This is a genomic window from Enterobacter sp. BIGb0383 (genome assembly GCF_003751845.1).
GTDB lineage: Bacteria > Pseudomonadota > Gammaproteobacteria > Enterobacterales > Enterobacteriaceae > BIGb0383.
Genome location: NZ_RJKQ01000001.1, coordinates 86,490 through 112,562, shown reverse-complemented (window position 1 = coordinate 112,562; position 26,073 = coordinate 86,490). Strand labels below are relative to the sequence as shown.

The window sequence follows — 26,073 nt, the reverse complement described above, 5'->3', positions numbered from 1 at the left end:
TTAACGCTGAAAAGGGTAAACCGACCCCAGCCTGAGTATTTGCGTTAATGTATCCAGCGCTTCACGCCCTTCATGCAGCAGCCGGGGATCGGCCAGGTCGGCCTGGGTCAGCCGATCCCGGTAGTAGCGTTCCACCCAGTTATTGAGCGTATTAAAGAGTTGATCGTTCATCATTAGCGCCGGATTAAGCGCCCGCTGCTCGGCGTCGTTAAGCACCACCCGCAGACGCAGGCAGGCCGGTCCCCCGCCGTTAGCCATACTTTCGCGCAGGTCAAAAACCCGCAGTTCATTAATGGGATTGTCCGCCGCCAGGAGCTCATCAAGATAGCCCCGCACGCCCGCATGCTCTTCCGCCTCCTGAGGCAGAACCAGCATCATACTGCCGTCGGCTTTGCTTAATAGCTGGCTGTTAAAGAGGTAGGTTCTGACCGCCTCTTCCACCGATACTGCCCGCGTCGGTACCACGATTGGCATAAAGCCTGGCACCCGTTCCGCCAGCGTCTCCAGCAGCGCAGGCTGTCCGACAAAGGCCTCTTCGTGGCAGAAGAGCACCTGACGGTTACTGACCGCAATAACATCATTGTGAAAAACACCCTGGTCAATCACCGCCGGGTTTTGCTGGGCAAAGACAAGCTGGTGCGGATTGACCTGATTCAGCCGCGCCACCGCGCGGCTGGCTTCAAGGGTCTGGCGGGCCGGATAGCGCGCCGGACGCTGCGGCCCGCCCTCTTCCCGACCGTAAATAAACAGCTGGACGCCTGGCTGACCATACTCCCCGCCCAGGCGATTGTGGTTTGCCGCCCCTTCATCGCCGAACATCGCCACCTGCGGTAGCGCGGAGTGGACGCTAAAATAGTCGCGGTCGGCAAAAATCGCCCGCAGCAGCGCTTCCGTTTCCGGGGCCTCAAGATGACGGTGGAACTTGTTATTCAGGTTAGCAACGGTGAAATGTACCTTGCCGTCCAGGGCATCGGCAGACGGGCAAACGGTGGCGGCGTTTGCCACCCACATGGACGAGGCCGAACTGACCGCCGAGAGCAGCTCCGGAGCCTGGGCGGCGGCTTTCGCCAGCACCTGTTCGTCACTGCCGTCAAATCCCAGCTGGCGAAGCGCCGCGATATTAGGCCGTTCCAGAGGCGGGATCACCGCCTGCAGAAAACCGGCGTCGGCCAGGGCTTTCATTTTCAATAACCCCTGCTTCGCCGCCGTTTTCGGGCTGGAGACCTGAAAACGATGGCGGGTGGAGGCCTCGTTACCAAAGGAGAGCCCGGCATAATGGTGCGTCAGCCCCACCAGCCCGTCAAAATTCACTTCGCGGGCGCTCATGATGGTTCCTCATGGCGAAAATCGAGTCCGGGACTGAGCGTCACCGGCAGAGTCAGAGACGGCGTTTCAAGGCTCGCCATCGGCCAGGCACAGTAGTCGGCGGCATACCAGGCGCCGGGACGATGGTTGCCGGACGCGCCTACCCCGCCAAAAGGCGCGGTGCTGGCGGCACCGGTCAACGGTTTATTCCAGTTGACGATCCCGGCCCGGGCCTCCAGCAGAAGCTGGTCGAACTTTTCCCGCTCGGCGGAGATGAGCCCGCAGGCCAATCCGTAGCGGGTGGCGTTAGCCTGGCGGATGGCATCATCGAAATCGTCATAGCGCCAGACGCCCAGCAGCGGCCCGAAGACCTCTTCATCGGCAACGGTGACGCCAGCGGGAAACTCAACGATCCCCGGCGTTAAGAGTGACGTCCCTGCCCGCAACAGTTTTGGCTCAAGCAACGTCGTTCCACCGGCCTCAACGTAGCGACGCCAGGCATTAACCACCCGCTGTGCAGCCGGTTCAGATATCAATCCCCCGAGGAAAGGCTGAGGCTCTGCGTCCCACTCGTCGGGCAGCAGACGAGCAGAAATCTCCCGCAGTCGAGCCAGGAAAGCATCGCCTTTTTCGCCGCGTTTAACCAGCAGGCGACGGGCGCAGGTGCAGCGCTGACCGGCGGTAATAAAAGCAGACTGAATGGTAAGATGGACCGCGGCATCGATATCCTGCGGCTCATCGACGATCAGCGGGTTGTTGCCGCCCATCTCCAGGGCCAAAATTTTCTCCGGCTGGCCGCCAAGCTGGCGATGCAGCTGATAGCCGGTCGCGGAGCTCCCGGTAAACAGCAGACCGTCGATTTCCGCCAGCTCACTCAGGGCCTGACCGGTTTCCCGCCCGCCCTGGAGCAGATTAAGCACGCCGGGCGGCAGCCCCGCCTCTTCCCACAATCTGACCACGGCTTCGCCGCTCCAGGGCGTCAGTTCGCTGGGTTTAAACAGAACCGTGTTTCCGGCCAGCAGCGCCGGAACGATATGACCGTTCGGCAGGTGGCCAGGAAAATTATAGGGGCCAAAGACCGCCAGCACGCCGTGGGGCCGGTGGCGGAGGGTCGCTGTGCCGTCTGGCATATCATTACTCTGCTCGCCGGTGCGGCTATGATAGGAACGTACCGAAATGGTCACCTTATTGATCATCGCCGCCACTTCGGTGGCCGCTTCCCAGCGCGGCTTGCCGGTTTCACGGGCGATAATATCCGTCAGCGTCTCTTTATCGCGGCCCAGCAGCGCGGCGAACTTCTCCACAATCGCCTGACGTACGGTAAAAGGCCGACGCGCCCAGTCCTTAAAAGCCCCACGGGCTGCGTGGCCCGCCAGCGCTACCTGCTCACCGCTCGCGGCTCTGCCCTGCCACAGAGTATCGCCGCCCACCGGGTTCGTTTTGCTTATCTCAGCGCCCTGGCCAGTTACCCAGTCGCCGTTAATCCATAGCGTCATACTTTTTTCTCCTCGGGGCACAGGCGCACCAGACGTACCGGGTCGCCAGCGTGACATTTCAATGCATCCAGCTGTGCTGCCGTCAGCACCAGACGTGTGGCCTGCGGATCGGCCTGTATCAGCATGGCGCGAAATTCCTGATACCGCTCATTGGCCACCAGACAGGTCGGCCATTCACCGGGAGCGGGCTGGCCTTCCGCCGTCTCCACCAGCCGGCTTTTGCGAATGGCGCGAACGCGGTCGATGTCGCACTCCAGCGTCGGGCCGCCGTCGAAAATATCGACGTAGTTACAGTAACGAAATCCCTCTTTCTCCAGCACCGCCCGCGCGGGCGCGGTCTGCGGATGGACCTCACCGATGACTGCGCGGGCCTCCTCCGACAAAAAGTCGGTGTAGATCGGATGCTTCGGCATCAGCTCGGCAATAAAGGCCTTTTGTCCCGTGCCACACAGATAGTCCGCCCGGGAAAATTCCATTGAGAAGAAGCGGTTGCCCAGACTCTCCCAGAACGGCGAATAACCGTGCTCGTCGATAACGCCGCGCATCTCCGCCACCACTTTTTCATTAAAGCGGTCGCGAAAAGCGGCCATAAAGAGAAAGCGCGATTTTGACAGCAGATAACCGTTGCCCTCCTTGCGCCAGTCCGGATCGAGAAACAGGGTGCAGAGTTCACTGCTGCCCGTGTGATCGTTACTCAGAAAAAGCGTAGGCAGTGCGTTGTAAACATTCAACTCTTTCGACGCATGGACCAGGGTGCCGACGCGGTAGTTGTACCAGGGATCGTTCAGGCCAACGGCCACTTCGACGGCACAAATCCCCACCACGCTGCCGCTGTCGGTCTCTTCCAGCACAAAGACATAGCCCTGCTCGCTTTTCTCAAGGGTGCCCTGCCAGGTTTGCAGAGCACGCTCGATGCGGGCAGAGAGCGTCTCCCGGTCAGCCGGAAGCGAGGTCAGCCCGCCGCCGGTTTTTCCGGCCAGCGCCAGGAGTCCGTCGAGATCGTCTCGTGCCACCGGACGGATCACCATCATGATGTTTCACCCTCAAGGAAACGTTCACAGGCCCGGGCGAAGCGCGCCAGCCCTTCGCTGACCTCCTGCTGGCTGATATTCAGCGCCGGCGCAAAGCGCACCACGCTGGTCCCGGCAATCAGAACCATCGCCCCTTCTTCCGCCGCCAGCTGGCTTATCTGTTTGGCCTTCCCGGCATACGCCGCGTTCAGTTCGCAGCCAATCAGCAGACCCATACCGCGCAGAGTTTTAAACAGGCCGCAGCGCACATTGATGGCCTCCAGCTGCTCAATAAACCACTGGTGCCGCTGCTTAACGCCGTCCAGCATCGCAGGAGTATTGATGGTGCTCAGCACTTCCCCCGCCACCGCGCAGGCCAGCGGATTGCCGCCGTAGGTGGTGCCGTGGGTGCCCACGGTCATTACGCTGGCGCATTTTTCCGTCGTCAGCAGCGCCCCGATGGGGAAACCACCGCCCAGCGCTTTAGCGGTAGAGAGCACATCCGGCACCACTCCGTAGTGCATATAGGCATACAGCTCCCCGGTGCGGCCGACGCCGGTCTGCACCTCATCGAAAATCAGCAGGGCCTGGTGGCGATCGCACAGCTCGCGCAGCCCCTTCAGAAAGGCAGGATCCGCCGGAACAACGCCGCCTTCACCCTGCATCGGCTCGACAATCACCGCACAGGTGTCGTCATTGATCAGCTCGCGGGCAGAGTCCAGATCGTTAAAGACCGCGTGACGAATATCCGGCGGCAGCGGCGCAAAGTCCTGCGAATACGCAGGCTGACCGCCCGCGCTGACGGTAAAGAGCGTCCGACCGTGGAAGGCGTTGCGAAAGGCAACAATGCCGCTTTTCTGCGGCCCGACGTGGTCATGGGCATATTTACGCGCCAGCTTCAGCGCCGCCTCATTGGCTTCAGCCCCGGAGTTACAGAAAAACACCCGTTCGGCAAAGGTGGCGTCAATCAACTGCTTCGCCAGCCGCAGCGCCGGTTCATTGGTATAGCCGTTGCCGGTATGCCAGAAGCGGGATGCCTGCTCGCCAAGAATACGACATAGCCCCGGATGGGCATGTCCCAGGGCGTTCACCGCGATCCCCCCGGCAAAATCGATATACTCCTTGCCCTGCTGATCCCACAGGCGGGAACCTTCCCCGCGAACCGGAATAAAAGGTGCTGGCGCGTAGACGGGCATCATCCATTCATCGAAATTTTTACGAACCACAGGCTGGGACATAGGCACCTCTTCCGGTAAACAAAAGGTTGATTAAATGTTAATTAAAGTGATTGTTTCGCTGTAAATGTAGATTGCACAGTTCGTGCCAGCCAGCGAAAAAAGTGCATAACGAGAGGTGAGGAACGGAAAATCAACGGGTTAAACCCTATCGCTATTCACTTTAATTGCATAAAAAGTGAATATTATTATCAACGACGTGATTTACAGGGCAAATAAGAGAAAGGTTATTCATTGATAAAATATAATTCTGGAGTTGTGATCGCTCGCGGGATTTAACGGCAAAAAGCGCACCATGACGGCGCGTAACGCCACATAACAGTGCAGCAACAGCCATCCGGCGCAATTTCTGCTACCATCCCTGCACTATTCACCTGCAATGTGGAAGCGACCATGAAATTCGTCTCTTTTAATATCAACGGCCTGCGCGCCCGTCCTCATCAGCTGGAGGCGATTGTCGAGAAGCACCAGCCTGACGTGATCGGCCTGCAGGAAACCAAAGTGCATGACGATATGTTCCCGCTAGAGGACGTCGCGAAGCTCGGTTACAACGTGTTCTATCACGGCCAGAAAGGCCACTACGGCGTGGCGCTGCTGACCAAAGCGACGCCTGTTTCCGTGCGTCGCGGTTTCCCGGACGATGGCGAGGAAGCCCAACGCCGCATTATCATGGCCGAAATTCCGTCCCCCCAGGGCAATATCACCGTGATTAACGGCTACTTCCCGCAGGGCGAGAGCCGCGACCATCCGCTGAAATTCCCGGCGAAAGAGCTGTTCTATCAGAACCTGCAAAACTATCTGCAAAATGAGCTGAAGCGGGATAATCCGGTGCTGATCATGGGCGATATGAACATCAGCGCCACGGATTTGGATATCGGGATTGGCGAAGAGAACCGCAAGCGCTGGCTGCGCACCGGTAAGTGCTCCTTCCTGCCTGAAGAGCGTGAGTGGATGGATCGCCTGATGAACTGGGGCCTGGTGGATACCTTCCGCGCGGCGAACCCGGGATCCACGGACCGTTTCTCCTGGTTTGACTACCGTTCTAAAGGGTTTGATGATAACCGCGGCCTGCGTATCGACCTGCTGCTGGCCAGTCCGCCATTGGCAGAGCGCTGCATCGAAACCGGTATCGATTATGATATCCGCGCCATGGAAAAACCGTCGGATCACGCGCCGGTATGGGCCAGCTTTAAGCTGTGAGCCTGAAGATAATCGACGTCGTCGCCGCGATTATTGAACGCAACGGGCTGATCCTGCTGGCGCAGCGGCCAGCCCATGCGGATCAACCCGGCCTGTGGGAGTTCGCTGGTGGAAAAGTAGAGGCCGGAGAAACCCAGCCTCTGGCCCTGGCCCGCGAACTGCGCGAGGAGCTGGGCATTGATGCCCGGCCCGGGCGTTACGTGGCCAGCTGCGAGCGCGAGGTGTCGGGAAGGGTTATCCGTCTCCACGCCTGGCGGGTCAGCGATTTCGACGGCACCCCGGTCAACCACGAGCACAGCGCCCTGGTCTGGTGCACGCCACAGGAGGCGTTAGACTACCCGCTGGCCCCCGCCGACATTCCGCTGCTGGAAGCCTTTATGTCGTTACCCGACGCCACATCAGCGGATTAGTCCCCATCACGTTCGGATCGCGCTGGCACTGCAGCAGAATACCTTCCATCTTGATGACCGCACCTTCAGAGTAGTTCTGATTCTGATAGATACAGCACTGCTGGCAAGGCTGCGTTGTCTGGCCGCCGGAGTTAAACACTTCCGGCGGCACATTAACCTCAACATTGGGCTGACGATTGGCCTGCACCCCGACGGACAGCACCGCCAGTAACCCCGCAATCATAATCCGGTACATACGCTTACTCTCCTGAATCATTCCTGATGTTAACTATAACGGTCATTGCAGGCCTGGCCTTTAATTTCTTAGCAGAAGATCAGGGTGAAAGACCACGAGTTTACCCGTTTTTTTAAGTCCGCAGGGATAACCACCGGTTGCATACGCATGATAGAGCCTCTCCAGAAAGGTCTCGGGCCTGTTCCCGAGGATATAGCGCTGGAGAGACACCTGCATTAACTGGTACCAGGCCTCGCCGGCCACGGAAAAGTAAAAGTCATCAAATTCAGAGGCGCAGTGCCTGACTCTCTTTTTACGGTACGCCAGCGTTTTTTGATAATGCGCCGCCGTGTATCTCTCCTCAATATCACCCAGAGAGGCAAAGGCTTCATCAAAATGCGGGTCAAGGCTGAATTCAGCGACGGCATTACCGATTGCATCTTCCCAGACCGCAAATGCCTCGTGCGGATTTTGCTCCACGGAAAGCCTCATTGCCATTTTCAGGTCGTCGATAAATTCAAAACAGTCATCACAGCGGCTATGAGGTAAAACGCCCTGCATAAATCCCTCCTCCAGCGCCAGTCTGACAGGCTGGAGCACCCACACCTGCCCGGATAGTGCTTTCAACGGCAACGCCCTTCTCTTGTATTTAACATATTGGCTTAAAATCGCCGCTTACGGCGACTATTCCAATTGAGGTAATCCCAACAATCGTCGCATGATTACTCCATAAATCCAGCTCATCATGGATTGCTCCCGTAATGATCCACTGCCTGCCGAGGGTCTGAGCATAGGCAATTATCTCCACCACGGCGGCTGGCCATTCGCGGGCTTCGGCTCTGACAAGAAACCTCATATCCCCCCGACAACCGATATTGCAATCGCCATATTGCACGTCTAATAATTTTTTAACTCGCCGCGCTACTTTCTCTTTTGCGGCAGATGAACCTGCATCGGTAAAGAAATCAAAATAGATATCCAAAATAACCTTTGCGTCCTCATTGTTTTTTTTTAGTTTTCTGCAAAACCCGCTGCAGGAAGAAGGCATAGTACACCGAACGGCATCGCCTTCAGCCTACTAAACCTGCCAGCTTGCGCATATACGACAGGGTAAACCAATCCCACATCATCTGTTTTAGTTATAAATCCGCCCGGATAATGAATTTTCCTTTCTGGCGGATTTTTCCTTGCCTTACGCCACCTTGCCAGTGTTATAGTCGAAAAAGCGCGCAAAAAAGCGACGCATTCATCATAAAAACACATCCAACATCATACGAGACGCTTATAGTTATGGACCAAACTGCCTCCCTGGAATCATTTCTAAACCATGTTCAACAGCGCGACCCGCACCAGAGCGAGTTTGCGCAGGCGGTACGCGAGGTGATGAGCACCCTGTGGCCGTTCCTTGAAGAGAACCCCCGTTACCGGCAGATGTCCCTGCTTGAGCGACTGGTCGAACCCGAGCGCGTGATCCAGTTCCGCGTGGTGTGGGTCGATGACCGCAATCAGGTACAGGTTAACCGCGCCTGGCGCGTGCAGTTTAACTCCGCCATCGGACCTTATAAGGGCGGAATGCGTTTCCATCCGTCGGTGAATCTGTCGATCCTGAAATTCCTCGGCTTCGAGCAGACCTTTAAAAATGCGCTGACCACCCTGCCTATGGGCGGCGGCAAAGGCGGCAGCGATTTCGATCCCAAGGGCAAAAGCGAAGGCGAAATTATGCGCTTCTGCCAGTCTCTGATGACCGAACTCTATCGCCATCTCGGCCCGGATACTGACGTTCCCGCGGGCGATATCGGCGTGGGCGGACGCGAAGTCGGCTTTATGGCCGGGATGATGAGAAAACTCTCTAATAACAGCGCCTGCGTCTTTACCGGTAAAGGCCTGTCGTTTGGCGGCAGTCTGATCCGTCCGGAAGCGACCGGCTATGGCCTGGTCTATTTCACCGAGGCGATGCTTAAGCGCCACGGCCTGAGTTTTGAAGGTCTGAAAGTGGCGGTGTCCGGCTCCGGTAACGTTGCCCAGTTCGCCATTGAGAAAGCGATGGCCTTTGGTGCGCGCGTGATTACCGCCTCTGACTCCGCCGGTACGGTCGTGGATGAGAGTGGCTTTACGACCGAAAAACTGGCGCGTCTGACCGCGATTAAAGAGAGCCGCGATGGCCGCGTGGCGGACTATGCCCGCGAATTCGGTCTGACGTATCTTGAAGGTCAGCAGCCCTGGTCGGTGCCGGTAGATATCGCCCTTCCCTGCGCCACGCAGAACGAGCTGGACGTTGACGCGGCGCAAACGCTGATTGCCAACGGTGTTAAAGCCGTCGCCGAAGGCGCAAATATGCCAACCACCATCGCCGCAACGGATCTGTTCCTCGATGCGGGCGTGCTCTTCGCGCCGGGTAAAGCGGCTAACGCCGGTGGCGTAGCAACGTCCGGGCTGGAGATGGCGCAGAACGCAGCGCGTCTGAGCTGGAATGCGGAAAAAGTGGATGCCCGACTGCAGCATATTATGCGGGATATTCACCAGGCCTGCGTGGAGTACGGCGGCGAAGACAAACAGACCCACTATGTACGCGGCGCGAACATCGCGGGCTTTGTCAAAGTTGCCGACGCGATGCTGGCCCAGGGCGTAATTTAATCTTCCGAGCCGGGCTGCAGCGCGCAGCCCGGTTTACAGGGAAGGTGTCGCCTCATCGCCTGCCGGAGACGGCGGGCTTTTTTTCGCCCGGCTTTTCCCTTTAAACGGTTTTTTCTTGTCACCGCCGCCCGGCGCAACAAGACCACGGAACTGACGGACGGGCGTACTGCGCGCCATCTGGATAAGTTCATGCAGCGTGCCCACCAGCGGCTGCATAAAGTCCTGATAGCGGGACTGTTTCTCGCTGATTTGTGTCAGCACCGACTCCCAGTGGGCCGTCATATCCGGCCGCGCCGCCATTTCCGGCAGGGAATGGATTAACGCCCGCCCGGCGTCGCAGGAGTGAATATAACGTCCTTTTTTGGTCAGAAAACCGCGCTTAAACAGCAGTTCGATAATCCCGGCGCGGGTCGCTTCCGTCCCGAGTCCATCGGTGGCTCGGAGGATTTTTTTCAGCTCTTTGTCCTGCACAAAGCGGGCAATACCGGTCATCGCCGACAGCAGGGTGGCATCGGTAAAATGACGCGGCGGCTGAGTCTGTCGCTCCACCACTTCACCTTTCTCGCACAGCAATTCATCGCCTTTGGCAACAACAGGCAGCGGCGTACCGTCGTTGTCTTCGTCACGCTCCTTGCTGCCCAGCAGCGCTCGCCAGCCCGCTTCGGCCAGAAAACGCGCTTTGGCAATAAAGCGCCCGTTGGCGATTTCCAGATCTATCTGGCATTTGCGGAAGACCGCGTCCGGACAGAACTGCATTAGATACTGACGGGCCACCAGCTCATACACTTTTGCTTCGTTATCGGTCAGATTCACCTTTGCGCTACGCGCCGTCGGAATAATGGCGTGGTGGGCATCGACTTTTTTATCATCCCAGCAGCGGTTGCGGATTTCCGGATCCACCACCGGCTGCGGCAGCAACGATGCCGCATGAACACCAATCGCGTTCAGCACCGCATGACGCCCGGCGAAGTGTTCTTCCGGCAGATAGCGACTGTCGGAACGCGGATAGGTGATAAGTTTATGGGTTTCATACAGCTTCTGGCAGATATCCAGCACGTTCTGGGCGCTAAAACCGTAACGTTTTGCCGCTTCAATCTGCAGCGTGGAGAGGGAAAACGGCAGCGGAGCCGTTTCCGAATCACGCTTGTCATTATAGGCCGTCACCATCGCAGGCTGGCCGGCGATACGGTTTACGACATGGTCGGCGAGAGGACGATGCAGTAACCGCCCCTCTTCGTCCTGATAAGGCTCACAGGCTTCGCTCGGCTGCCAGAGGGCGACAAAACGCTCGTCCGCAGGCGTCACGATATGCGCTTTCACGTCGAAGAAGTCTTTGGCGACGAAGTTCTCGATCTCTTCGTCGCGACGCACCACCATCCCCAGCACAGGGGTCTGCACGCGCCCGACCGACAGCACGCCCTGATAGCCTGCGTTGCGCCCCAATAAGGTGTACGCACGGGTCATATTGATCCCGTAGAGCCAGTCGGCCCGGGCACGCGCCAGCGCCGACACGCAGAGCGGAATAAAATCGTTGTTAGGACGCAGGCGATCGATCGCCCGCTCCACGGCCTGAGGATTGAGGTCGTTAATCAGGCAGCGCTGCATCTGCTGGCGTTTTTCCACAGGCAGCTGTAGGTAGTCGATCACCTCATCCACCAGCAACTGACCTTCACGATCCGGGTCACCTGCATGGACCACTTCCGAGGCCTCGCCCAGCAGACGTTTAATCACGTTGAGCTGTTTAGCGACCGACGGACGCGGCTGGAGCTGCCACTTCTCCGGGACAATGGGCAGATCCATCAGGTTCCAGCGGGCATAGCGGCTGTCATAGGCATCGGGCTGGGCCTGCTCAAGCAGGTGCCCGATACACCAGGTCACCACCTGGCCGTTTCCGCACTCAATATAGCCGTCGCCGCGACGGTGCGGCTTGGGCAGCACATCGGCAATGGCACGGGCCAGGCTGGGTTTTTCCGCAATAAACAGCCGCATCGACTTAACTAATCTCAATCATCGGTCGACCTGCACGGGCTTCAACCAGTTCACCGATGGCGGTGAGCGTGACGCCTGCACCTTCGGCTGCTGCCATAACGGCGTCTTCGGATTCCGGCGAGACGGCCAGCAGCAGGCCGCCGGAGGTTTGCGGATCGCACAGCAGATTGCGCACCGCGTCCGGCATATCGCCCATCAGATGGCCGTAGCTGGCGAAGTTACGCTGGGTTCCCCCCGGCACCGCGCCGAGCGCAATATACGCTTCCACCCCCGGCAGCTTAGGGACGTCGTCGAAGCAGACACGGGCCTGCACGCCCGCGCCCTGGCACATTTCGCTCAGATGCCCCAGCAGGCCAAAGCCGGTGACGTCGGTCATGGCTTTGACGCCCTCCAGTTCGGCGAAAACGGCACCGGCCAGATTCATCTGGCACATCACTTCCGTTGCCAGGCCCTGATGCTCGGGTTTGAGCAGCGATTTTTTCTCGGCGGTGGTCAGGACGCCAATGCCCAGCGGTTTGCTGAGGAACAGTTTGCACCCGGCCTCAGCGGTACTGTTGCGCTTCACCCGCTCGGTCGGCACCACGCCGGTCACCGCCAGGCCGAAAATCGGCTCCGGGGCATCGATAGAGTGCCCGCCCGCCAGCGCTATACCGGCCTGACGACAGGCAAAACGCCCGCCCTCGATCACCTCACGGGCGATTTCCGGGGCCAGGGTGTTGATCGGCCAGCCGAGAATCGCAATCGCCATAATCGGCTTACCGCCCATCGCAAAGATATCGCTGATGGCGTTGGTCGCGGCAATACGGCCAAAATCAAAGGGGCTGTCGACTATCGGCATAAAGAAGTCGGTGGTGCTGATAACCGAAGTGCCGTTACCCAGATCGTAAACGGCTGCGTCGTCGCGGGTTTCATTGCCGACAAGCAGGTTCGGGTCGATAAACTTCGCCTGATCGCTGTGCAGGATGGTCTCCAGCACTTTGGGGGAAATTTTACAACCGCAACCGGCTCCGTGGCTGTATTGCGTTAAACGAATAGCGTGCTCGCTCATGGACATCTCCTGTCATTGCAATCCGGGCGGCTATGTTACCGCCGACGCTGCCGGGTGGTAAGTCATAGTGTCTTAAATCCAGCGTCTTTGCTCAGTAACTGCGCGATTGCTCGCCCTTTTTCGTCGACAAACGCAAAACGGCCCTGATTCAGCGATCGGGGCCGCGGACAGACGTAATCAGAAATGCGAAACGAACGGCGAACTGTCGGGCACGCTGACGGTGGTGGAGGCTTTCAGCTGGGGCGTACCGAGATAGAGGAATCCGACGATTTTATCCTGCTCGCGGCACTGCAGGCCCGCACGAACCCCCTCACTTTCCGTGAGCGGTCCGGTACGCCAGATCCCGTTGAAGCCCTGGGCCACGGCGGCCATTTGCATCGCCATCACCGCACAACCCGCGGACATCTCCTGCTCCCAGGCGGGGACTTTCGGGTTATCAACAATCTTCGCCACTACGGCAATGATCATCGGCGCACGGAACGGCGCATTACGCGCTTTATCAATGGCTTTCTCATCCTGACCGCTCTCAACGGCTCCGCGGGAGAGCAGCTCGCTAAAGCGCTCCCGGCCTTCACCTTCAATCACCCAGAAATGCCAGGGCTGGAGCGTGCCGTGATCCGGCGTGCGCATGCCGGCCTGGAGGATATTCTCCAGCTGTTCGCCCGCCGGGGCAGGCTCGGCAAGACGGGAGGCGCTGCGGCGATTCACCAGCAGTTCAAGTGCGTCCATTTGTTAACTCCTGTTATTCAATTTGCCCACGAAATTAACACGGGCTGGGATTTTGTTACAGCCTTAGCGGCGATTCCTGCTGACAAGGCGTCGCGGTATATTTAGGATAGCTTCACGATTTCGTCCAGGTTGACGATACCCATACAGTTTCAGGGAGAATACATGCGAACCCTTTGGCGATTTATTGCCGGATTCTTTAAATGGACATGGCGCCTGCTTAATTTCGTTCGCGAGATGGTGCTGAATTTGTTCTTTATTTTTCTGGTGCTGGTTGGCGTCGGTATCTGGATGCAGACGTCCACGGGCCAGACCGAGCACAGCACCCGGGGCGCCCTGCTGCTGGATATTAGCGGCGTGGTGGTCGACAAGCCCTCCAGCAGCAGCAAGCTGGGCGTACTTGGCCGTCAGCTGCTCGGCTCCAGCTCCGATCGCCTGCAGGAAAATGCCCTGTTCGATATCGTGAACACGATCCGCCAGGCGAAGAACGATAGCAACATCACCGGCATCGTGCTGGATCTGAAGAACTTTGTCGGGGCCGATCAGCCCTCGATGCAGTATATCGGCAAGGCGCTGCGCGAATTCCGCGACGGCGGCAAGCCGGTCTATGCGGTCGGCGACAACTACAGCCAGAGCCAGTACTACCTCGCCAGCTTCGCCAATAAAATCTGGCTCTCACCGCAGGGTGTGGTCGATCTGCACGGTTTCGCTACCAACGGTCTCTACTATAAATCGCTGCTGGATAAGCTGAAGGTCACGACCCACGTGTTCCGCGTCGGCACCTATAAATCCGCCGTTGAGCCGTTTATCCGTGACGATATGTCTCCCGCCGCCCGCGAAGCGGACAGCCGCTGGATCGGCGAGCTGTGGCAGAACTATCTCACAGCCATTGCAGCCAACCGGCAGATCCCGGCTCAGCAGGTGTTCCCGGGCGCGCAGGCAATGCTTGAAGGCCTGAGTAAAGTCGATGGCGATACGGCCCGCTACGCGCTGGACAACAAGCTGGTCGACGAACTGGCCAGCCATGCGCAGGTTGAGAAAGCGCTGAGCAAGCAGTTTGGCTGGAGCAAGCAGGATAACGACTACAGCGCCATCAGCTACTACGATTACGCCCTGAAGGCCCCGGCGGAACTGGGTAGCGGCATCGCCGTCATCTTCGCTAACGGTGCCATCATGGACGGCGAAGAGACCCCGGGCAACGTTGGGGGCGATACCTCCGCCGCGCAGATCCGCGAGGCGCGTCTCGACCCGCAGGTGAAAGCGATTGTGCTGCGCGTTAACAGCCCGGGCGGCAGCGTCAGCGCCTCCGAGATGATCCGCGCCGAACTGGCCGCTGCCAAAGCGGCGAATAAGCCGGTTGTGGTGTCAATGGGCGGTATGGCGGCCTCAGGCGGGTACTGGATCTCCACCCCGGCAAATTACATTATCGCCAACGCCAGTACGCTCACCGGCTCCATCGGCATTTTCGGGGTGATCAATACCCTGGAGAATACTCTCGGCTCTATCGGGGTGAATACGGACGGGGTGGCCACTTCGCCGCTGGCGGATATCTCCGTCACCAAAGCTCTGCCGCCGGAAGTACAGCAGATGATGCAGCTGAGCATTGAGAACGGCTACAAACGCTTTATCGGCCTGGTGGCGGATGCCCGTAAGAGCACCCCAGAGCAGGTAGATAAAATTGCTCAGGGCCACGTCTGGACCGGGCTGGATGCGAAAAATAACGGCCTGGTCGATAGCCTCGGCGACTTCGATGATGCGGTGAAGAAAGCCGCAGAGCTGGCGAAGCTGAAGCAGTGGCATCTTGTCGGCTACCAGGACGAGCCTACCTTCCTGGATCGCGTACTGGACAGCATGACCGGCTCCACGGTTCGCGCCATGCTTCCGCAGGCGATGCAGGCCTGGCTCCCGGCACCGCTGGCGGAAGCCGCCACGGTGGTGAAGGCGGAAAGCGACAAGCTGGCGGCCTTTAACGACCCGCAAAATCGCTATGCATTCTGTCTGACCTGCGCCAATATTCGCTAACTTCTCTCCCCTCCACACCGGAGGGGATTTTTTTCATTGATGTCTGACTGATAGTTACCATGCAAAAGAAATCGATCTACGTGGCCTACACCGGCGGCACCATCGGGATGCAGCGTTCTGAACACGGCTATATCCCGGTCTCCGGCCATCTGCAGCGTCAGCTGGCGCTGATGCCTGAATTCCACCGTCCGGAGATGCCGGACTTCACTATCCATGAGTACGATCCGCTGATGGACTCCTCGGATATGACGCCGGAAGACTGGCAGCATATCGCCGACGATATTAAAGCCAATTACGATAACTACGACGGCTTTGTGATCCTTCACGGCACCGATACCATGGCGTTTACCGCCTCGGCGCTCTCGTTTATGCTGGAGAATCTGGGCAAACCGGTAATTGTGACAGGGTCACAAATCCCCCTGGCCGAGCTGCGCTCCGACGGACAGATCAATTTGCTCAATGCGCTCTATGTCGCGGCGAATTACCCTATCAACGAAGTGGCGCTGTTCTTCAATAATCGGCTGTTCCGCGGTAACCGTACCACCAAGGCCCACGCCGACGGTTTCGACGCCTTTGCGTCACCCAATCTGGCCCCGCTGCTGGAAGCCGGGATCCATATTCGCAAACTGGGTACGCCGCCCGCCCCGCACGGCGAAGGCGAGCTGATTGTGCATCCCATCACCCCGCAGCCTATCGGCGTGGTGACCATCTATCCGGGCATTTCTGCCGACGTGGTACGCAACTTCCTGCGCCAGCCGGTGAAAGCGCTTATTCTCCGCTCCTATGGCGTCGGCAACGCGCCGCAAAATACCGAGTTCCTTAAGGAATTGCAGGAAGCCAGCCAGCGCGGGATCCTGGTGATCAACCTGACCCAGTGTATGTCCGGCAAGGTCAATATGGGCGGCTATGCGACGGGCAATGCGCTGGCTCATGCGGGCGTGATAGGCGGGTCTGATATGACCGTTGAAGCCACCCTGACCAAACTGCACTATCTCTTAAGCCAGGATCTGGATATCGACGCCATGCGCCAGGCGATGGTATCTAACCTGCGCGGCGAACTGACCCCGGACGAGTAAGGAGAAGAGGATGAAACAGCGTGCGCTGCTGCTGGTCGATTTACAGAATGATTTCTGCGCCGGTGGCGCGCTGGCGGTCGCCGAAGGCGACAGTACCGTTGAGGTGGCGAATACGCTGATCCGCTGGTGTGCCGCACGCGGCGAGCCGGTGGTGGCAACCCAGGACTGGCACCCGGCTAACCACGGCAGTTTTGCCAGCCAGCACGCGGTTCCCCCTTTTAGCCAGGGCGAACTTGACGGCCTGGCGCAAACCTTCTGGCCCGATCACTGCGTGCAGCACAGCGAAGGCGCTGAGCTACACCCTCTTCTGGAAACGTCAGGGATCGATTTTATCGTCCACAAAGGCGAGAACCCGGCAATCGACAGCTACAGCGCGTTCTTCGATAACGGCCAGCGCCAGCAAACGGCCCTTGACGGCTGGCTGAAAGCACAGCAGGTGAACGAGCTGATCGTGCTCGGTCTGGCCACTGACTACTGCGTGAAGTTTACCGTGCTGGACGCGCTTAAGCTTGGCTATCAGGTGAACGTGATTACCGACGGCTGTCGCGGGGTTAATATCCAGCCTGGCGATAGCACCAGCGCCTTTATGGCGATGTCCGCCGCCGGAGCAACGCTCTATACCCTGGCCGACTGGGTGGAAACCCAGGCGTAATCTGTGCAGGTCCTCTTCATCTGAAGAGGACCTGTGCCGTCAGGATTTGAAGGTGGCGATCGGCTTCGCCACAATGCCAAACTCTTCTTTCAGCTGCTGCTTACTCTTCATCACCATCTGACCCTGAGTGTCGATGGTCATATGCTGGGCATCGGTGTTATTGCGCGCCTGCCAGAGCATCACCAGCTGCAGACAGTTCTCTTTTTGTTCCGCCGTCAGCGCGACGCCGTCGGGCCATTTACCCAGCTCAACCGCCGTTGCCAGACGCTGATAAACGTCCTCTGTCATCCCTTCGATCAGGCTCTCAAGACTCATGGTGTCAGCCGCTCCTGTGGAATAATTTGCTGAATCGTTTCTTCAGCCTTTAACCTGCTCGCCGTTGTCGTCATCGGTAAAGCTCATCGACGCCGAATTCACGCAGTAGCGCTCCCCTGTCGGCTGAGGACCGTCCGGGAAAACATGCCCCAGATGCGCATCGCAATTGCTGCAACGGATTTCGACCCGCTGCATCCCATGCGTGTAGTCATTAATGTAACGAATAGCGTCATCGCTGACCGGCTCGTAGAAGCTCGGCCAGCCGCAGCCAGAGTCGTACTTGCTCTGGGCGTTAAACAGCGCCGCATCGCACACCAGGCAGTGGTAGACGCCATCGCGCTTGTTATGCAGCAAACGCCCGGTAAACGGGGGTTCTGTCCCTTTGTTCTGGGTGACGTAAAACTGCATTTCGCTGAGGTTTTTTTTCAACTCATCGGGGGAAGATTGATTAGCCATATGCTCACATCTCGCGTTTTATACACTCACATATCAGGCGGGATTCTAACAAATTTTTAACAGTGCCGTGCTAACTTTTGTTCTAAACTTAGTAGTCGCAAAAAGGCAGCCGGTTAATTGTGATCTGGTTCACAATTTAATCTCAGCCAGTCTTTAAAATTCCGGGCGCAGCCCCCATGTCGCGGATAGCCCAATGGAATAGTGAGGCGAGTCAGTCGTGCAAAGGTTAGACAGAGGATTGATTTGTCGCAATGATTGACACGATTCCGCTTGACGCTGCGTAAGGTTTTTGTAATTTTACAGGCAACCTTTTATTCACTAACAAATAGCTGGTGGAATATATGACTATCAAAGTAGGTATCAACGGTTTTGGCCGTATCGGTCGCATTGTTTTCCGTGCTGCTCAGGAACGTTCTGACATCGAAATCGTTGGTATCAACGATCTGTTAGACGCAGAGTACATGGCTTACATGCTGAAATATGACTCCACTCACGGTCGTTTCAAAGGCACCGTAGAAGTGAAAGACGGCCACCTGGTTGTTAACGGTAAAACCATCCGTGTCACCGCTGAGAAAGATCCGGCTAACCTGAAGTGGAACGAAATCGGTGTTGACGTTGTTGCTGAAGCGACCGGTATCTTCCTGACCGACGAAACTGCACGTAAACACATCACTGCAGGCGCGAAGAAAGTTGTTCTGACTGGCCCGTCCAAAGACAACACGCCGATGTTCGTTAAAGGCGCTAACTTCGAGAAATATGCTGGCCAGGACATCGTTTCCAACGCATCCTGCACCACCAACTGTCTGGCACCGCTGGCGAAAGTTATCAATGACAACTTCGGTATCATCGAAGGCCTGATGACCACCGTTCACGCAACTACCGCTACTCAGAAAACCGTTGATGGCCCGTCTCACAAAGACTGGCGCGGCGGCCGCGGCGCAGCTCAGAACATCATCCCGTCTTCTACTGGTGCCGCTAAAGCAGTAGGTGTTGTACTGCCAGAACTGAACGGCAAAATCACCGGTATGGCGTTCCGCGTTCCGACTCCGAACGTATCCGTTGTTGACCTGACCGTTCGTCTGGAAAAAGCAGCGTCCTACGAAGAAATCAAGAAAGCAATCAAAGCGGCTTCTGAAGGCCCGATGAAAGGCGTTCTGGGTTACACCGAAGACGACGTTGTTTCTACCGACTTCAACGGCGAAATCTGCACTTCCGTGTTCGATGCTAAAGCAGGTATCGCACTGAACGATCACTTTGTGAAACTGGTTTCCTGGTACGACAACGAAACTGGCTACTCCAACAAGGTTCTGGATCTGGTCGCTCACATCTCTAAATAATTGAGATGAACACCGATTCAAAAAGAGCGACTCCGGTCGCTCTTTTTTTTTAAACATTTGTAGAGACAGAGGATTGCATAATGATTAATAAAATTTTTGCACTTCCGGTCGTCGAACAGCTTACGCCCGTACTTTCCCGGCGCCAGATGGACGAACTGGACGTGATCGTGGTTGAACATCCGCAGGTTAAGGCATCCGTTGCCCTTCAGGGCGCACATCTGCTCTCGTGGAAACCGGCCGGGGAAGAGGAAGTACTGTGGCTGAGCGGCAACACCCCGTTTAAAGACGGCGTCGCCCTGCGCGGCGGCGTACCGATCTGCTGGCCGTGGTTTGGCCCGGCCGCTCAACAGGGTCTGCCCGCGCACGGTTTTGCCCGTAACCTGACCTGGTCCCTGAAAGCCCATAACGAAGATGATAACGGCGTGGTGCTGACCTTTGAACTGCTGAGCAGCGAGGCGTCACAGAAATTCTGGCCGCACGACTTCACCCTGTATGCCCGCTTTAAGCTCGGCAAAACCTGTGAAATCGAGCTGGAAGCCCACGGCGAGTTTGAAACGACCTCCGCGCTGCATACCTACTTTAACGTCGGTGATATTCAGGCGGTAAAAGTCAGCGGCCTCGGCGATCGCCTGATTGATAAGGTGAATAACGCGAAGGAAGATGTGCTGGCTGACGGCGTGCAGACCTTCCCGGACCGCACCGACCGCGTCTATCTGAACCCGGAAGCCTGCAGCGTGATCCACGATAGCGCCCTGCAGCGTAAAATCGAGGTGATCCACCACCACCATATTAACGTCGTGGGCTGGAACCCGGGCCCGGCGCTGTCGGCAAGCATGACCGATATGCCGGACGACGGGTATAAAACCTTCGTCTGCGTCGAATCCGCCTGCGCAACCGCACCGCAGAAAACCAGCGCTGACAAGCCGTCACGCCTGGCCCAGACGATCCGCGTCGCTAAACGCTGATCCTCTGCCCGCCCTCACCCGTTCAGGGTGAGGGTTACTCTCTGCTTACACCACGTCAAGCGGCGTTTTACGGTTCGGCGCCGGGAATGCGGCATCAAGACTTGCACGCTCTTCCGCACTCAACGTAATCGCCAGCGCGGCCGCGTTTTCTTCCACGTGTTTGATGCTGGACGCTTTCGGGATCGCCATGACGCCCTGATGGCTGATAACCCATGCCAGCAGGATCTGTGCGGCAGACGCCCGGTGAGCATACGCAACCTTATTGACCACGTCGTTATTCAACAGGCCGCTGCGCAGCCGACCGGCCTGGGCCAGCGGGCAATAAGCCATAACCGGCATGTGCTGCTGCTGACACCAGGGCAGCAGGCTGTACTCAATCCCGCGTGAGGCGAGATGATAGAGCACCTGATTGGTGGCACAGACATCGCCGCCCGCAACCTGCATCAGCTCCTGCATATCGTCATAATCGAGATTGGAGACGCCCCAGCGGCGGATTTTGCCCTGATCGACCAGGGTTTCCATCACCTCGACGGTTTCGGCCAGCGAGTAGCCCCCGCGCCAGTGCAAAAGGTAGAGATCCAGATAGTCGGTTTTCAGGCGGTGAAGGCTGGCTTCACAGGCGGCAATCGCTTTTTTACCCCCGGCATTCCACGGGTAGACTTTAGAGACCAGAAAAGCCCGGTCGCGCAGCCCCTGTAACGCCTCACCGACCACCTCTTCAGCACCGCCGTCGGCGTACATTTCGGCGGTATCCACCAGCGTCAACCCGAGGTCAATACCTGCCCGCAGGGCGGTCACTTCGGCCCGACGCTGACCGGCGCTCTCCCCCATATACCAGGTGCCCTGACCGATGGCGGGCAGCGCAATATCTCCACTAAAACGAATCGTTTTCTCTGTCATCTCATCCTCCTGCGACACTCGCTCCACCGTAAAACAAAACAGGGCGTAACGCCCTGTTTGAATGCACGGAATGCACTATGAGAATGCACAGTTAGAAACTGTAGGTGACTCCGGTTGAAAGCAGACCGCTCCAGGACTTATCGACCATCGGGCTGTCTTTAATTTCATCGGAGAGATGGGTATAACGTGCGGTACCGTAGACGCTCCAGTCGCCCAGGAAGCGGTAGGTCGCCGTCAGCTCCAGGTACGGATTCCAGCCGCTGTCCGCATCATAGCTATTCAGACCGCTGCGGCGGGATTCTGAGCCGGAAACACCATAGTAGTAGTCGTTCTGCTTGTCGCTGTTCCACTCAACACCGATGCCCGGCGTTAAGGTCAGGCCGCCGTTGGTATAGCTATAAAGCCATGCCAGATCCCAGACGAAACCGTTGCTGTTATCGAGCACGTCGGCCAGCACCGCGGTACGCAGGAAACCATATTGTTCCGTGGCATGAGTATAAGAGAAGCCAGCCATTGCGGTGCTTTTACGGCGATCCAGCTGACGCAGCTGGCGGTCATCGCTGTCGCCCGGCTTAAAGTGCATCGGTGAGTAAGCGGCCATAATAGAGAGCTTATCGCTCTGGTCATTCCACAGGTAGTAACCGCCCGCCAGGCCGCGGAACCAGAAGCTATCCCCTTCGTAGTTAACAACCGGGACGGGATACAAGTCGTTATCGTATTGTTTGTAGGGGTTTTCAACAATACCGATACCGGCTCCCAGCGTAAATTTACTTTCCGCCTGCGCAATCCCGACAGACGTCGCTGCCGCAACAGCTAAAGCCACAAGTTTGAATTTGTTCACAATCCTTTTCCCGTATCAAATAATCAGCGTCTCAAGTTTAACCGCGGTTTACCTTCAACCCAAAAATATTTTACCGATAACTTACATTGCGAAACCCTTCATTCTCCCGCGCCGGGATGACGCTCCCGTGACGGCCCGATGACAGCCTGATTAAACCCGCCGCAGCGGTATTGCGCATATATGGGAATTTATGGATGAGTTATTGATATGTCATTGAAATTAGTTTTGACCAGCATGCAAGTTTTGCAAATGCCATCTACGCTTAATTTTAAGAAGGTGTATCGCCGACCGGGCCCATGTTTCTCCCTCAACAACCTGGCATAAGGGTTGCTGGATGATGCGTATCGCCGTTCGGTTATCTCTTCCGGGAGCCTCCACTATTCATACGAACGGCTCTTTACCTGTGCTAAAAAACGAAAGGACGCATACAAAAATCAATGGGAACATTTGTGAAAAGACAAAAAAGAGGCCATAAGCCTCTTTTGTCATAATGAGCATTAACCTTTCGGTGGGTAAGGATCCTTCCCATGTGAGTCGCTATCTCGAATCTGTCCGTTAGGGCGATGAATAACTAATTCGTTCCCCTGATTACGAGAAATAACTCGCCCAGCATCTATAGCTTCTTGCTGAGTACTGTGAGTTGAAGTCACTCTTCCGTTGCCTGCACCTCTGACAGCCCATTGCCCGTTGTGAGGCACTACATGTTGGTTTTTACCCATAATGTTACTCGCTACATGAAGTACACCATATGGTGTCACCTTTAATTATAGACACTATATGTTGCGTTACGCTTGCTTGAAATCACATTTTTAGTACTCAACTGTCACTACCTCACAAATCATCGTTGTACCGTTCCAATCATCTTTGTAGATACTGATGTCGATACCGCAACCAGGATGGAATGTGTAACCGTATCATTCACGAACTTCTGGTGCTTAGATGTCTGTACTGAAGGGTCATATTACCTATGTCCAGAGTACTTAAGCCCTGCTGAACCCTGATGTACTATCCGTACCCCATATGAGGCAAAGTTACTGGCATGTTCAATCATCTTGTACTCAAACTCACTTCCCTTGAAACGGCCTGTATACGCTTCTGATGTATTGATCTTACCGAATGGTGGATTCCCATAAGCAACATCATAGAAACGGTCTGATGAGTACTGAATAGCGTCACAAGTGATCCACTCCGCCTCAGGTAGTACCTTCTTTCCAATCATCACGTATCTAGGGTTAAGTTCGACGCATGTAATGTCCGTAGGATTACTTTGGATGTGCTGGTAGTAACTGAGACGATCGGTACCCTTACGCAGTGCAATACCGTCACCTGTACAGCCTGCATCAAGTATGAAATCCCATGCAAGCATTTCAGGTGTGAAGAAAGCACCAATAGCCCCGACCCCATCGCCATTTGTAGTTGTTGAAGATAGACTCTTTATTGTCTTGCGTTAGTTGCTTATCAGAGTGGATTAGACACATCACCTGAATGTGTAATGCTGATTCCTTTTGAGTAATTCTTGTCATAAGATACCCTTTCACAGTAGTTGCACGGGTATTTATGAAATAATAGTAAAATCTCAATACACTTAATAGAGGAAAACTGAATTATGAATACAATAAAGCTGGGAGGCAATATTGGGATTATTGGAACACAATCTATCTCAAAAAGTAAACATGGTGACTCCACAAAAATTGAAATTATATCATCTGGTATTTCTCAAGCATACAAAATCCCTTCCGTCATTGTATTTTGCGAGGATAAGGTTGCAGAAGAATTAATTGCCAACGCTCTTAGCCATAAGGACATGAACGTAGGCTCTTTTAAATTCAGACGCTGCGGCTCATGGTCTAACATAATTGTATCGTTGGCAGGATGCATTCTCTACTCAGAGGAATTAATAAAATCTGGAAACACTAAAGCATTGGAAGTAATAGGAGTAATTGATGGTGACATAAGTGCTAATGACATACAACAGGTAATATCAGAGACATACGAAGGGGATTTTATTCCTGAGCAATTAAAAAACATAACTAATGCAATAAGCAGTCGCATAACCAGCTTTAAAATACCAAATGATGTTTTATCTAAAAGAAACACCAGAGGAAAACCTGAACTGAATTTAAAAAATATGGTGGAAGAGATTACTTCAGAAATGACTAAAAAACCTTTTCATAAAAGGGTTGAAGAGTTGAAAGGATATTTGGAAATAGCAAAGGATGACAACAACAAAAAACACATAGAGTTTGAGCTGGATGATATTTATAAGGAAATAGATGAAACACTAGAAATCATAAACATTTCAAAAAAAATCGCAATCCATGAAAGGGATGGAGTATTTAATTATCACCCATACTTCAAAAAGCTAGAAAAAGAAACCAATAATACATATTACATAAATTACAATTACACTCACCATCCAATTTTCTTAGTATACAAGATAGTATCTAAGTTTAATACAGAGCGTTGGGAGGAATACATAACCCCTGTCACTGAATTTTTAAAGTCCGTGGCAAAAAGACAGCAAGATACTTTTAGTCACAACACTTATAACAATACAGAAATAGATTAAGGAAAGCCCTGGTGGGCTTCCTCTTAACTACCACCTACCATAATCAATAGTACTTGCAACAATTGCCCCAATGGTACTTGTATAACCACGATACCAAAGGCATCAAGTAGCGGTACTATGATCCAGTTGTAAAGAATGATTAGCGTTAGTACAAATCCAAGAGCATTACGCCAATGGAAAGATACCTTTTCTATCTCTTCTTTGTTTACTTCAATTTGCCCTTCGGCATTAGTCTTTTTAATATCCTGTTCAATAGTTTTCTTCTTAACGAAGAAATCCATACCAGTTTTAATTAAATCTAGGATTATACTTATCATTCTACTATTCCTACACAATACGCCCAAATGTGTTTACCTTTTATAAAAAGCTTTTTAGATTCGATTAGGTAAACATCAATCTCTTCTTCTCTTAGTTTCCATTTCATAATGGTTCCTTCAGTAAAACTCTGCGACTTGTCATAGCAGACATTCATAAAGCAGTTTACTGTTAAACCTTCATTCTTTAGTATCTTCTGGAATTTCTTACCTAGAAAACACTTATTGATAGGCATACTATTAGCTATTGGTGTTTCACCACCTAGAGTAATGTATGCTGTTTGTTCTTCATAATGTCGTTCAAAATTCATTAACCATTCCTTAGTTTAAATGTACCGCGAATATCTGATAGTATCAGTACTGCCCCTTGTTCTGCTTTTTCATAGAAGTCATAGATCAATTGACGACGCTTTGATTCCTTCACACCAATGATACGTTTAGTGCGTTTCTTTGTGTCTTTCTTACTGGTATCGATCAATCTCTTCTTACCACCACTTTCAACAATGATATATCGCTTCTTAGATAAGTTATTTTTCAACCCAGAAATGTTACCCTGTTTAGTTAAACGGGCTGATGAAGTTGGTATAAATTTACCGAGTGATTTTGGTTTAACTAGTACTTCGTGTAGGTAGTTGGCTTGTACATCCTTGATTAGAATACTTGCACGTACACTACTTTTACCTGTCTTTTTAAATGTGAATAGTACAGAACGTTGTGTAAACGATACTGGACCTCTATCAACTGCATTATTCATATCAGTTTGCATCTGTACCGATAATGCCCTTGCCCTGGTAATAATTTCCTTCTGGAATTGATTACCTAACTTTTGACCAGAACGGTTAAGGTACTCCTGAGTTGTTCGTGTACCCGTTACTGTTGTCCTTACTCTAATCATGATAATTCCTCAATAATTTCCTGTAGTATATTGAATAATTCAATTCTATTTTTGGGCAATCTCGCCTTACACATGATAGCTTTATTGAGATTATCAGGATGAAGTCCAAAGAATGAAATCAATGCTGTTTCTACTATTGTTGCTTCCGCATCAGTCTTGAAACAATAAAGAATGTATTTCTCATAATCTTCACCTGCATCAATCATTGCATTAACGCTTTTACTACTACCTGTGTATGTAGGCCAGTTGGATGATTGGGTAGTACTTTTCAATTTGGCTATGTCGCGTAAGCCCTTATAAACCTGTTTTTTGCCTATATAATAACTACCATCATCAAACTTGATTACATAAACAAAACTTGCATATCTCCCACTTTCTACTTCATCTAGATTCCAGTTATCAGGATTATGCATATTCCAATTCTTATTAATTCTCATAAATACCTCTGAGTGTATTTATGAAAA

General features: G+C 54.4%; 28 protein-coding genes. 9 read left to right on the top strand and 19 right to left on the bottom strand.

The window, feature by feature from the left end; all coding sequences use genetic code 11:
* The 4 genes from astB to EDF81_RS00570 are packed head-to-tail and all read right to left on the bottom strand — an operon-like array spanning nucleotide 1 to nucleotide 5,049.
* Nucleotides 1–1,326 (bottom strand): N-succinylarginine dihydrolase, encoded by a 1,326-nt coding sequence (gene astB, locus EDF81_RS00585; RefSeq protein WP_123345296.1) that lies wholly within the window; start codon nucleotides 1,324–1,326, stop codon nucleotides 1–3.
* Complete coding sequence (astD, locus tag EDF81_RS00580) at nucleotides 1,323–2,801, bottom strand: succinylglutamate-semialdehyde dehydrogenase (protein ID WP_123345294.1); 1,479 nt, start codon at nucleotides 2,799–2,801, stop codon at nucleotides 1,323–1,325. The genes astB and astD overlap by 4 nt, the downstream gene beginning before the upstream one ends.
* The gene (astA, locus tag EDF81_RS00575) at nucleotides 2,798–3,832 is read right to left on the bottom strand and encodes an arginine N-succinyltransferase (RefSeq protein WP_123345292.1); all 1,035 of its coding nucleotides are present in this window, start codon (nucleotides 3,830–3,832) and stop codon (nucleotides 2,798–2,800) included. Before astA ends, astD begins: the two co-directional genes overlap by 4 nt.
* The gene (locus EDF81_RS00570) at nucleotides 3,829–5,049 is read right to left on the bottom strand and encodes an aspartate aminotransferase family protein (RefSeq protein ID WP_123345290.1); all 1,221 of its coding nucleotides are present in this window, start codon (nucleotides 5,047–5,049) and stop codon (nucleotides 3,829–3,831) included. The genes astA and EDF81_RS00570 overlap by 4 nt, the downstream gene beginning before the upstream one ends.
* Before the next feature lie 390 nt (nucleotides 5,050–5,439).
* On the opposite strand from EDF81_RS00570, the gene xthA reads away from it, so the two are divergent.
* Both xthA and EDF81_RS00560 read left to right on the top strand, forming a co-directional pair.
* Entirely contained in the window at nucleotides 5,440–6,246 is an 807-nt protein-coding gene (gene xthA / locus EDF81_RS00565) for an exodeoxyribonuclease III (RefSeq protein ID WP_123345289.1), read from the top strand.
* 2 nt (nucleotides 6,247–6,248) lie between these two features.
* Entirely contained in the window at nucleotides 6,249–6,656 is a 408-nt protein-coding gene (locus EDF81_RS00560) for a pyrimidine (deoxy)nucleoside triphosphate diphosphatase (RefSeq protein WP_123347631.1), read from the top strand.
* Here the strand turns inward: EDF81_RS00560 and EDF81_RS00555 are convergent.
* From EDF81_RS00555 to EDF81_RS00545, 3 genes are all read right to left on the bottom strand, one after another.
* Complete coding sequence (locus EDF81_RS00555) at nucleotides 6,622–6,879, bottom strand: DUF1496 domain-containing protein (protein ID WP_404851461.1); 258 nt, start codon at nucleotides 6,877–6,879, stop codon at nucleotides 6,622–6,624. The two genes, EDF81_RS00560 and EDF81_RS00555, sit on opposite strands and share 35 nt — an antisense overlap.
* A 72-nt stretch (nucleotides 6,880–6,951) precedes the next feature.
* Entirely contained in the window at nucleotides 6,952–7,497 is a 546-nt protein-coding gene (locus EDF81_RS00550; RefSeq protein WP_148049891.1) for a hypothetical protein, read from the bottom strand.
* Between the two features lie 22 nt (nucleotides 7,498–7,519).
* On the bottom strand, nucleotides 7,520–7,852 hold the full coding sequence (locus EDF81_RS00545; protein ID WP_148049890.1) for a hypothetical protein: 333 nt from the start codon (nucleotides 7,850–7,852) through the stop codon (nucleotides 7,520–7,522).
* A gap of 308 nt (nucleotides 7,853–8,160) precedes the next feature.
* Here EDF81_RS00545 and gdhA point away from each other — a divergent pair, with 308 nt between their 5' ends.
* Nucleotides 8,161–9,504 (top strand): NADP-specific glutamate dehydrogenase, encoded by a 1,344-nt coding sequence (gdhA, locus tag EDF81_RS00540; protein ID WP_123345282.1) that lies wholly within the window; start codon nucleotides 8,161–8,163, stop codon nucleotides 9,502–9,504.
* Between the two features lie 33 nt (nucleotides 9,505–9,537).
* On the opposite strand, the gene EDF81_RS00535 is transcribed toward gdhA, so the two are convergent.
* From EDF81_RS00535 to EDF81_RS00525, 3 genes are all read right to left on the bottom strand, one after another.
* Nucleotides 9,538–11,493 (bottom strand): DNA topoisomerase III, encoded by a 1,956-nt coding sequence (locus EDF81_RS00535; RefSeq protein WP_123345280.1) that lies wholly within the window; start codon nucleotides 11,491–11,493, stop codon nucleotides 9,538–9,540.
* Between the two features lie 4 nt (nucleotides 11,494–11,497).
* A complete protein-coding gene (gene selD, locus EDF81_RS00530) occupies nucleotides 11,498–12,541 on the bottom strand; it encodes a selenide, water dikinase SelD (protein WP_123345279.1) in 1,044 nt (347 codons plus the stop codon).
* 177 nt (nucleotides 12,542–12,718) lie between these two features.
* Nucleotides 12,719–13,270, bottom strand: coding sequence for an NAD(P)H nitroreductase (locus EDF81_RS00525; RefSeq protein ID WP_123345277.1), 552 nt, complete (start codon nucleotides 13,268–13,270; stop codon nucleotides 12,719–12,721).
* 162 nt (nucleotides 13,271–13,432) lie between these two features.
* On the opposite strand from EDF81_RS00525, the gene sppA reads away from it, so the two are divergent.
* The 3 genes from sppA to pncA are packed head-to-tail and all read left to right on the top strand — an operon-like array spanning nucleotide 13,433 to nucleotide 17,017.
* On the top strand, nucleotides 13,433–15,289 hold the full coding sequence (sppA, locus tag EDF81_RS00520; protein WP_123345275.1) for a signal peptide peptidase SppA: 1,857 nt from the start codon (nucleotides 13,433–13,435) through the stop codon (nucleotides 15,287–15,289).
* Between the two features lie 59 nt (nucleotides 15,290–15,348).
* Nucleotides 15,349–16,365: an asparaginase gene (ansA, locus tag EDF81_RS00515; RefSeq protein ID WP_123345273.1), complete on the top strand. Its 1,017-nt coding sequence runs from the start codon at nucleotides 15,349–15,351 to the stop codon at nucleotides 16,363–16,365.
* A gap of 10 nt (nucleotides 16,366–16,375) precedes the next feature.
* Nucleotides 16,376–17,017, top strand: coding sequence for a bifunctional nicotinamidase/pyrazinamidase (pncA, locus tag EDF81_RS00510; RefSeq protein WP_123345271.1), 642 nt, complete (start codon nucleotides 16,376–16,378; stop codon nucleotides 17,015–17,017).
* Between the two features lie 39 nt (nucleotides 17,018–17,056).
* Here pncA and EDF81_RS00505 read toward each other — a convergent pair whose 3' ends face one another.
* Nucleotides 17,057–17,332, bottom strand: coding sequence for a YeaC family protein (locus EDF81_RS00505; protein WP_123345270.1), 276 nt, complete (start codon nucleotides 17,330–17,332; stop codon nucleotides 17,057–17,059).
* 42 nt (nucleotides 17,333–17,374) lie between these two features.
* A complete protein-coding gene (msrB, locus tag EDF81_RS00500) occupies nucleotides 17,375–17,788 on the bottom strand; it encodes a peptide-methionine (R)-S-oxide reductase MsrB (RefSeq protein WP_123345268.1) in 414 nt (137 codons plus the stop codon).
* 341 nt (nucleotides 17,789–18,129) lie between these two features.
* On the opposite strand from msrB, the gene gapA reads away from it, so the two are divergent.
* Complete coding sequence (gene gapA / locus EDF81_RS00495) at nucleotides 18,130–19,125, top strand: glyceraldehyde-3-phosphate dehydrogenase (protein ID WP_123345266.1); 996 nt, start codon at nucleotides 18,130–18,132, stop codon at nucleotides 19,123–19,125.
* An 80-nt stretch (nucleotides 19,126–19,205) separates the two neighbouring features.
* Nucleotides 19,206–20,090 (top strand): D-hexose-6-phosphate mutarotase, encoded by an 885-nt coding sequence (locus EDF81_RS00490; RefSeq protein WP_123345264.1) that lies wholly within the window; start codon nucleotides 19,206–19,208, stop codon nucleotides 20,088–20,090.
* Between the two features lie 45 nt (nucleotides 20,091–20,135).
* Here EDF81_RS00490 and EDF81_RS00485 read toward each other — a convergent pair whose 3' ends face one another.
* The 3 genes from EDF81_RS00485 to EDF81_RS00475 form a co-directional block, all read right to left on the bottom strand.
* Nucleotides 20,136–20,990 (bottom strand): aldo/keto reductase, encoded by an 855-nt coding sequence (locus EDF81_RS00485; protein ID WP_123345262.1) that lies wholly within the window; start codon nucleotides 20,988–20,990, stop codon nucleotides 20,136–20,138.
* A 91-nt stretch (nucleotides 20,991–21,081) separates the two neighbouring features.
* Nucleotides 21,082–21,831 (bottom strand): MipA/OmpV family protein, encoded by a 750-nt coding sequence (locus tag EDF81_RS00480; protein ID WP_123345260.1) that lies wholly within the window; start codon nucleotides 21,829–21,831, stop codon nucleotides 21,082–21,084.
* A 497-nt stretch (nucleotides 21,832–22,328) separates the two neighbouring features.
* Entirely contained in the window at nucleotides 22,329–22,550 is a 222-nt protein-coding gene (locus tag EDF81_RS00475) for a DUF2188 domain-containing protein (RefSeq protein WP_221180799.1), read from the bottom strand.
* A gap of 887 nt (nucleotides 22,551–23,437) precedes the next feature.
* Here EDF81_RS00475 and EDF81_RS00465 point away from each other — a divergent pair.
* Nucleotides 23,438–24,400 carry a hypothetical protein gene (locus EDF81_RS00465; RefSeq protein ID WP_123345259.1) on the top strand — a complete coding sequence of 321 codons (963 nt, stop codon included), beginning with the start codon at nucleotides 23,438–23,440 and terminating at the stop codon, nucleotides 24,398–24,400.
* Between the two features lie 23 nt (nucleotides 24,401–24,423).
* On the opposite strand, the gene EDF81_RS00460 is transcribed toward EDF81_RS00465, so the two are convergent.
* The 4 genes from EDF81_RS00460 to EDF81_RS00445 are packed head-to-tail and all read right to left on the bottom strand — an operon-like array spanning nucleotide 24,424 to nucleotide 26,046.
* Nucleotides 24,424–24,717, bottom strand: a complete 294-nt coding sequence (locus tag EDF81_RS00460; RefSeq protein ID WP_123345257.1) for a hypothetical protein — start codon at nucleotides 24,715–24,717, stop codon at nucleotides 24,424–24,426.
* Entirely contained in the window at nucleotides 24,714–25,025 is a 312-nt protein-coding gene (locus tag EDF81_RS00455; protein ID WP_123345255.1) for a hypothetical protein, read from the bottom strand. The genes EDF81_RS00460 and EDF81_RS00455 overlap by 4 nt, the downstream gene beginning before the upstream one ends.
* The gene (locus EDF81_RS24000) at nucleotides 25,025–25,609 is read right to left on the bottom strand and encodes a hypothetical protein (protein WP_260232626.1); all 585 of its coding nucleotides are present in this window, start codon (nucleotides 25,607–25,609) and stop codon (nucleotides 25,025–25,027) included. Before EDF81_RS24000 ends, EDF81_RS00455 begins: the two co-directional genes overlap by 1 nt.
* Nucleotides 25,606–26,046 (bottom strand): hypothetical protein, encoded by a 441-nt coding sequence (locus EDF81_RS00445; RefSeq protein ID WP_123345254.1) that lies wholly within the window; start codon nucleotides 26,044–26,046, stop codon nucleotides 25,606–25,608. The genes EDF81_RS24000 and EDF81_RS00445 overlap by 4 nt, the downstream gene beginning before the upstream one ends.
* Nucleotides 26,047–26,073: the final 27 nt, after the last annotated feature.

Excerpts from the sequence above, each read along its gene's own strand:
- EDF81_RS00535 (WP_123345280.1), bottom strand. The coding sequence starts at position 11,493 with ATGCGGCTGTTTATTGCGGAAAAACCCAGCCTGGCCCGTGCCATTGCC.
- sppA (WP_123345275.1), top strand. The coding sequence starts at position 13,433 with ATGCGAACCCTTTGGCGATTTATTGCCGGATTCTTTAAATGGACATGG.
- EDF81_RS00570 (WP_123345290.1), bottom strand. The coding sequence starts at position 5,049 with ATGTCCCAGCCTGTGGTTCGTAAAAATTTCGATGAATGGATGATGCCC.
- EDF81_RS00525 (WP_123345277.1), bottom strand. The coding sequence starts at position 13,270 with ATGGACGCACTTGAACTGCTGGTGAATCGCCGCAGCGCCTCCCGTCTT.
- astB (WP_123345296.1), bottom strand. The coding sequence starts at position 1,326 with ATGAGCGCCCGCGAAGTGAATTTTGACGGGCTGGTGGGGCTGACGCAC.
- pncA (WP_123345271.1), top strand. The coding sequence starts at position 16,376 with ATGAAACAGCGTGCGCTGCTGCTGGTCGATTTACAGAATGATTTCTGC.
- EDF81_RS00445 (WP_123345254.1), bottom strand. The coding sequence starts at position 26,046 with ATGAGAATTAATAAGAATTGGAATATGCATAATCCTGATAACTGGAAT.
- EDF81_RS00490 (WP_123345264.1), top strand. The coding sequence starts at position 19,206 with ATGATTAATAAAATTTTTGCACTTCCGGTCGTCGAACAGCTTACGCCC.
- EDF81_RS00505 (WP_123345270.1), bottom strand. The coding sequence starts at position 17,332 with ATGAGTCTTGAGAGCCTGATCGAAGGGATGACAGAGGACGTTTATCAG.
- gdhA (WP_123345282.1), top strand. The coding sequence starts at position 8,161 with ATGGACCAAACTGCCTCCCTGGAATCATTTCTAAACCATGTTCAACAG.
- xthA (WP_123345289.1), top strand. The coding sequence starts at position 5,440 with ATGAAATTCGTCTCTTTTAATATCAACGGCCTGCGCGCCCGTCCTCAT.
- EDF81_RS00455 (WP_123345255.1), bottom strand. The coding sequence starts at position 25,025 with ATGAATTTTGAACGACATTATGAAGAACAAACAGCATACATTACTCTA.
- astD (WP_123345294.1), bottom strand. The coding sequence starts at position 2,801 with ATGACGCTATGGATTAACGGCGACTGGGTAACTGGCCAGGGCGCTGAG.
- EDF81_RS00555 (WP_404851461.1), bottom strand. The coding sequence starts at position 6,879 with ATGATTGCGGGGTTACTGGCGGTGCTGTCCGTCGGGGTGCAGGCCAAT.
- astA (WP_123345292.1), bottom strand. The coding sequence starts at position 3,832 with ATGATGGTGATCCGTCCGGTGGCACGAGACGATCTCGACGGACTCCTG.
- msrB (WP_123345268.1), bottom strand. The coding sequence starts at position 17,788 with ATGGCTAATCAATCTTCCCCCGATGAGTTGAAAAAAAACCTCAGCGAA.
- gapA (WP_123345266.1), top strand. The coding sequence starts at position 18,130 with ATGACTATCAAAGTAGGTATCAACGGTTTTGGCCGTATCGGTCGCATT.
- EDF81_RS00485 (WP_123345262.1), bottom strand. The coding sequence starts at position 20,990 with ATGACAGAGAAAACGATTCGTTTTAGTGGAGATATTGCGCTGCCCGCC.
- selD (WP_123345279.1), bottom strand. The coding sequence starts at position 12,541 with ATGAGCGAGCACGCTATTCGTTTAACGCAATACAGCCACGGAGCCGGT.
- ansA (WP_123345273.1), top strand. The coding sequence starts at position 15,349 with ATGCAAAAGAAATCGATCTACGTGGCCTACACCGGCGGCACCATCGGG.
- EDF81_RS00465 (WP_123345259.1), top strand. The coding sequence starts at position 23,438 with ATGAATACAATAAAGCTGGGAGGCAATATTGGGATTATTGGAACACAA.
- EDF81_RS24000 (WP_260232626.1), bottom strand. The coding sequence starts at position 25,609 with ATGATTAGAGTAAGGACAACAGTAACGGGTACACGAACAACTCAGGAG.
- EDF81_RS00460 (WP_123345257.1), bottom strand. The coding sequence starts at position 24,717 with ATGATAAGTATAATCCTAGATTTAATTAAAACTGGTATGGATTTCTTC.
- EDF81_RS00475 (WP_221180799.1), bottom strand. The coding sequence starts at position 22,550 with ATGGGTAAAAACCAACATGTAGTGCCTCACAACGGGCAATGGGCTGTC.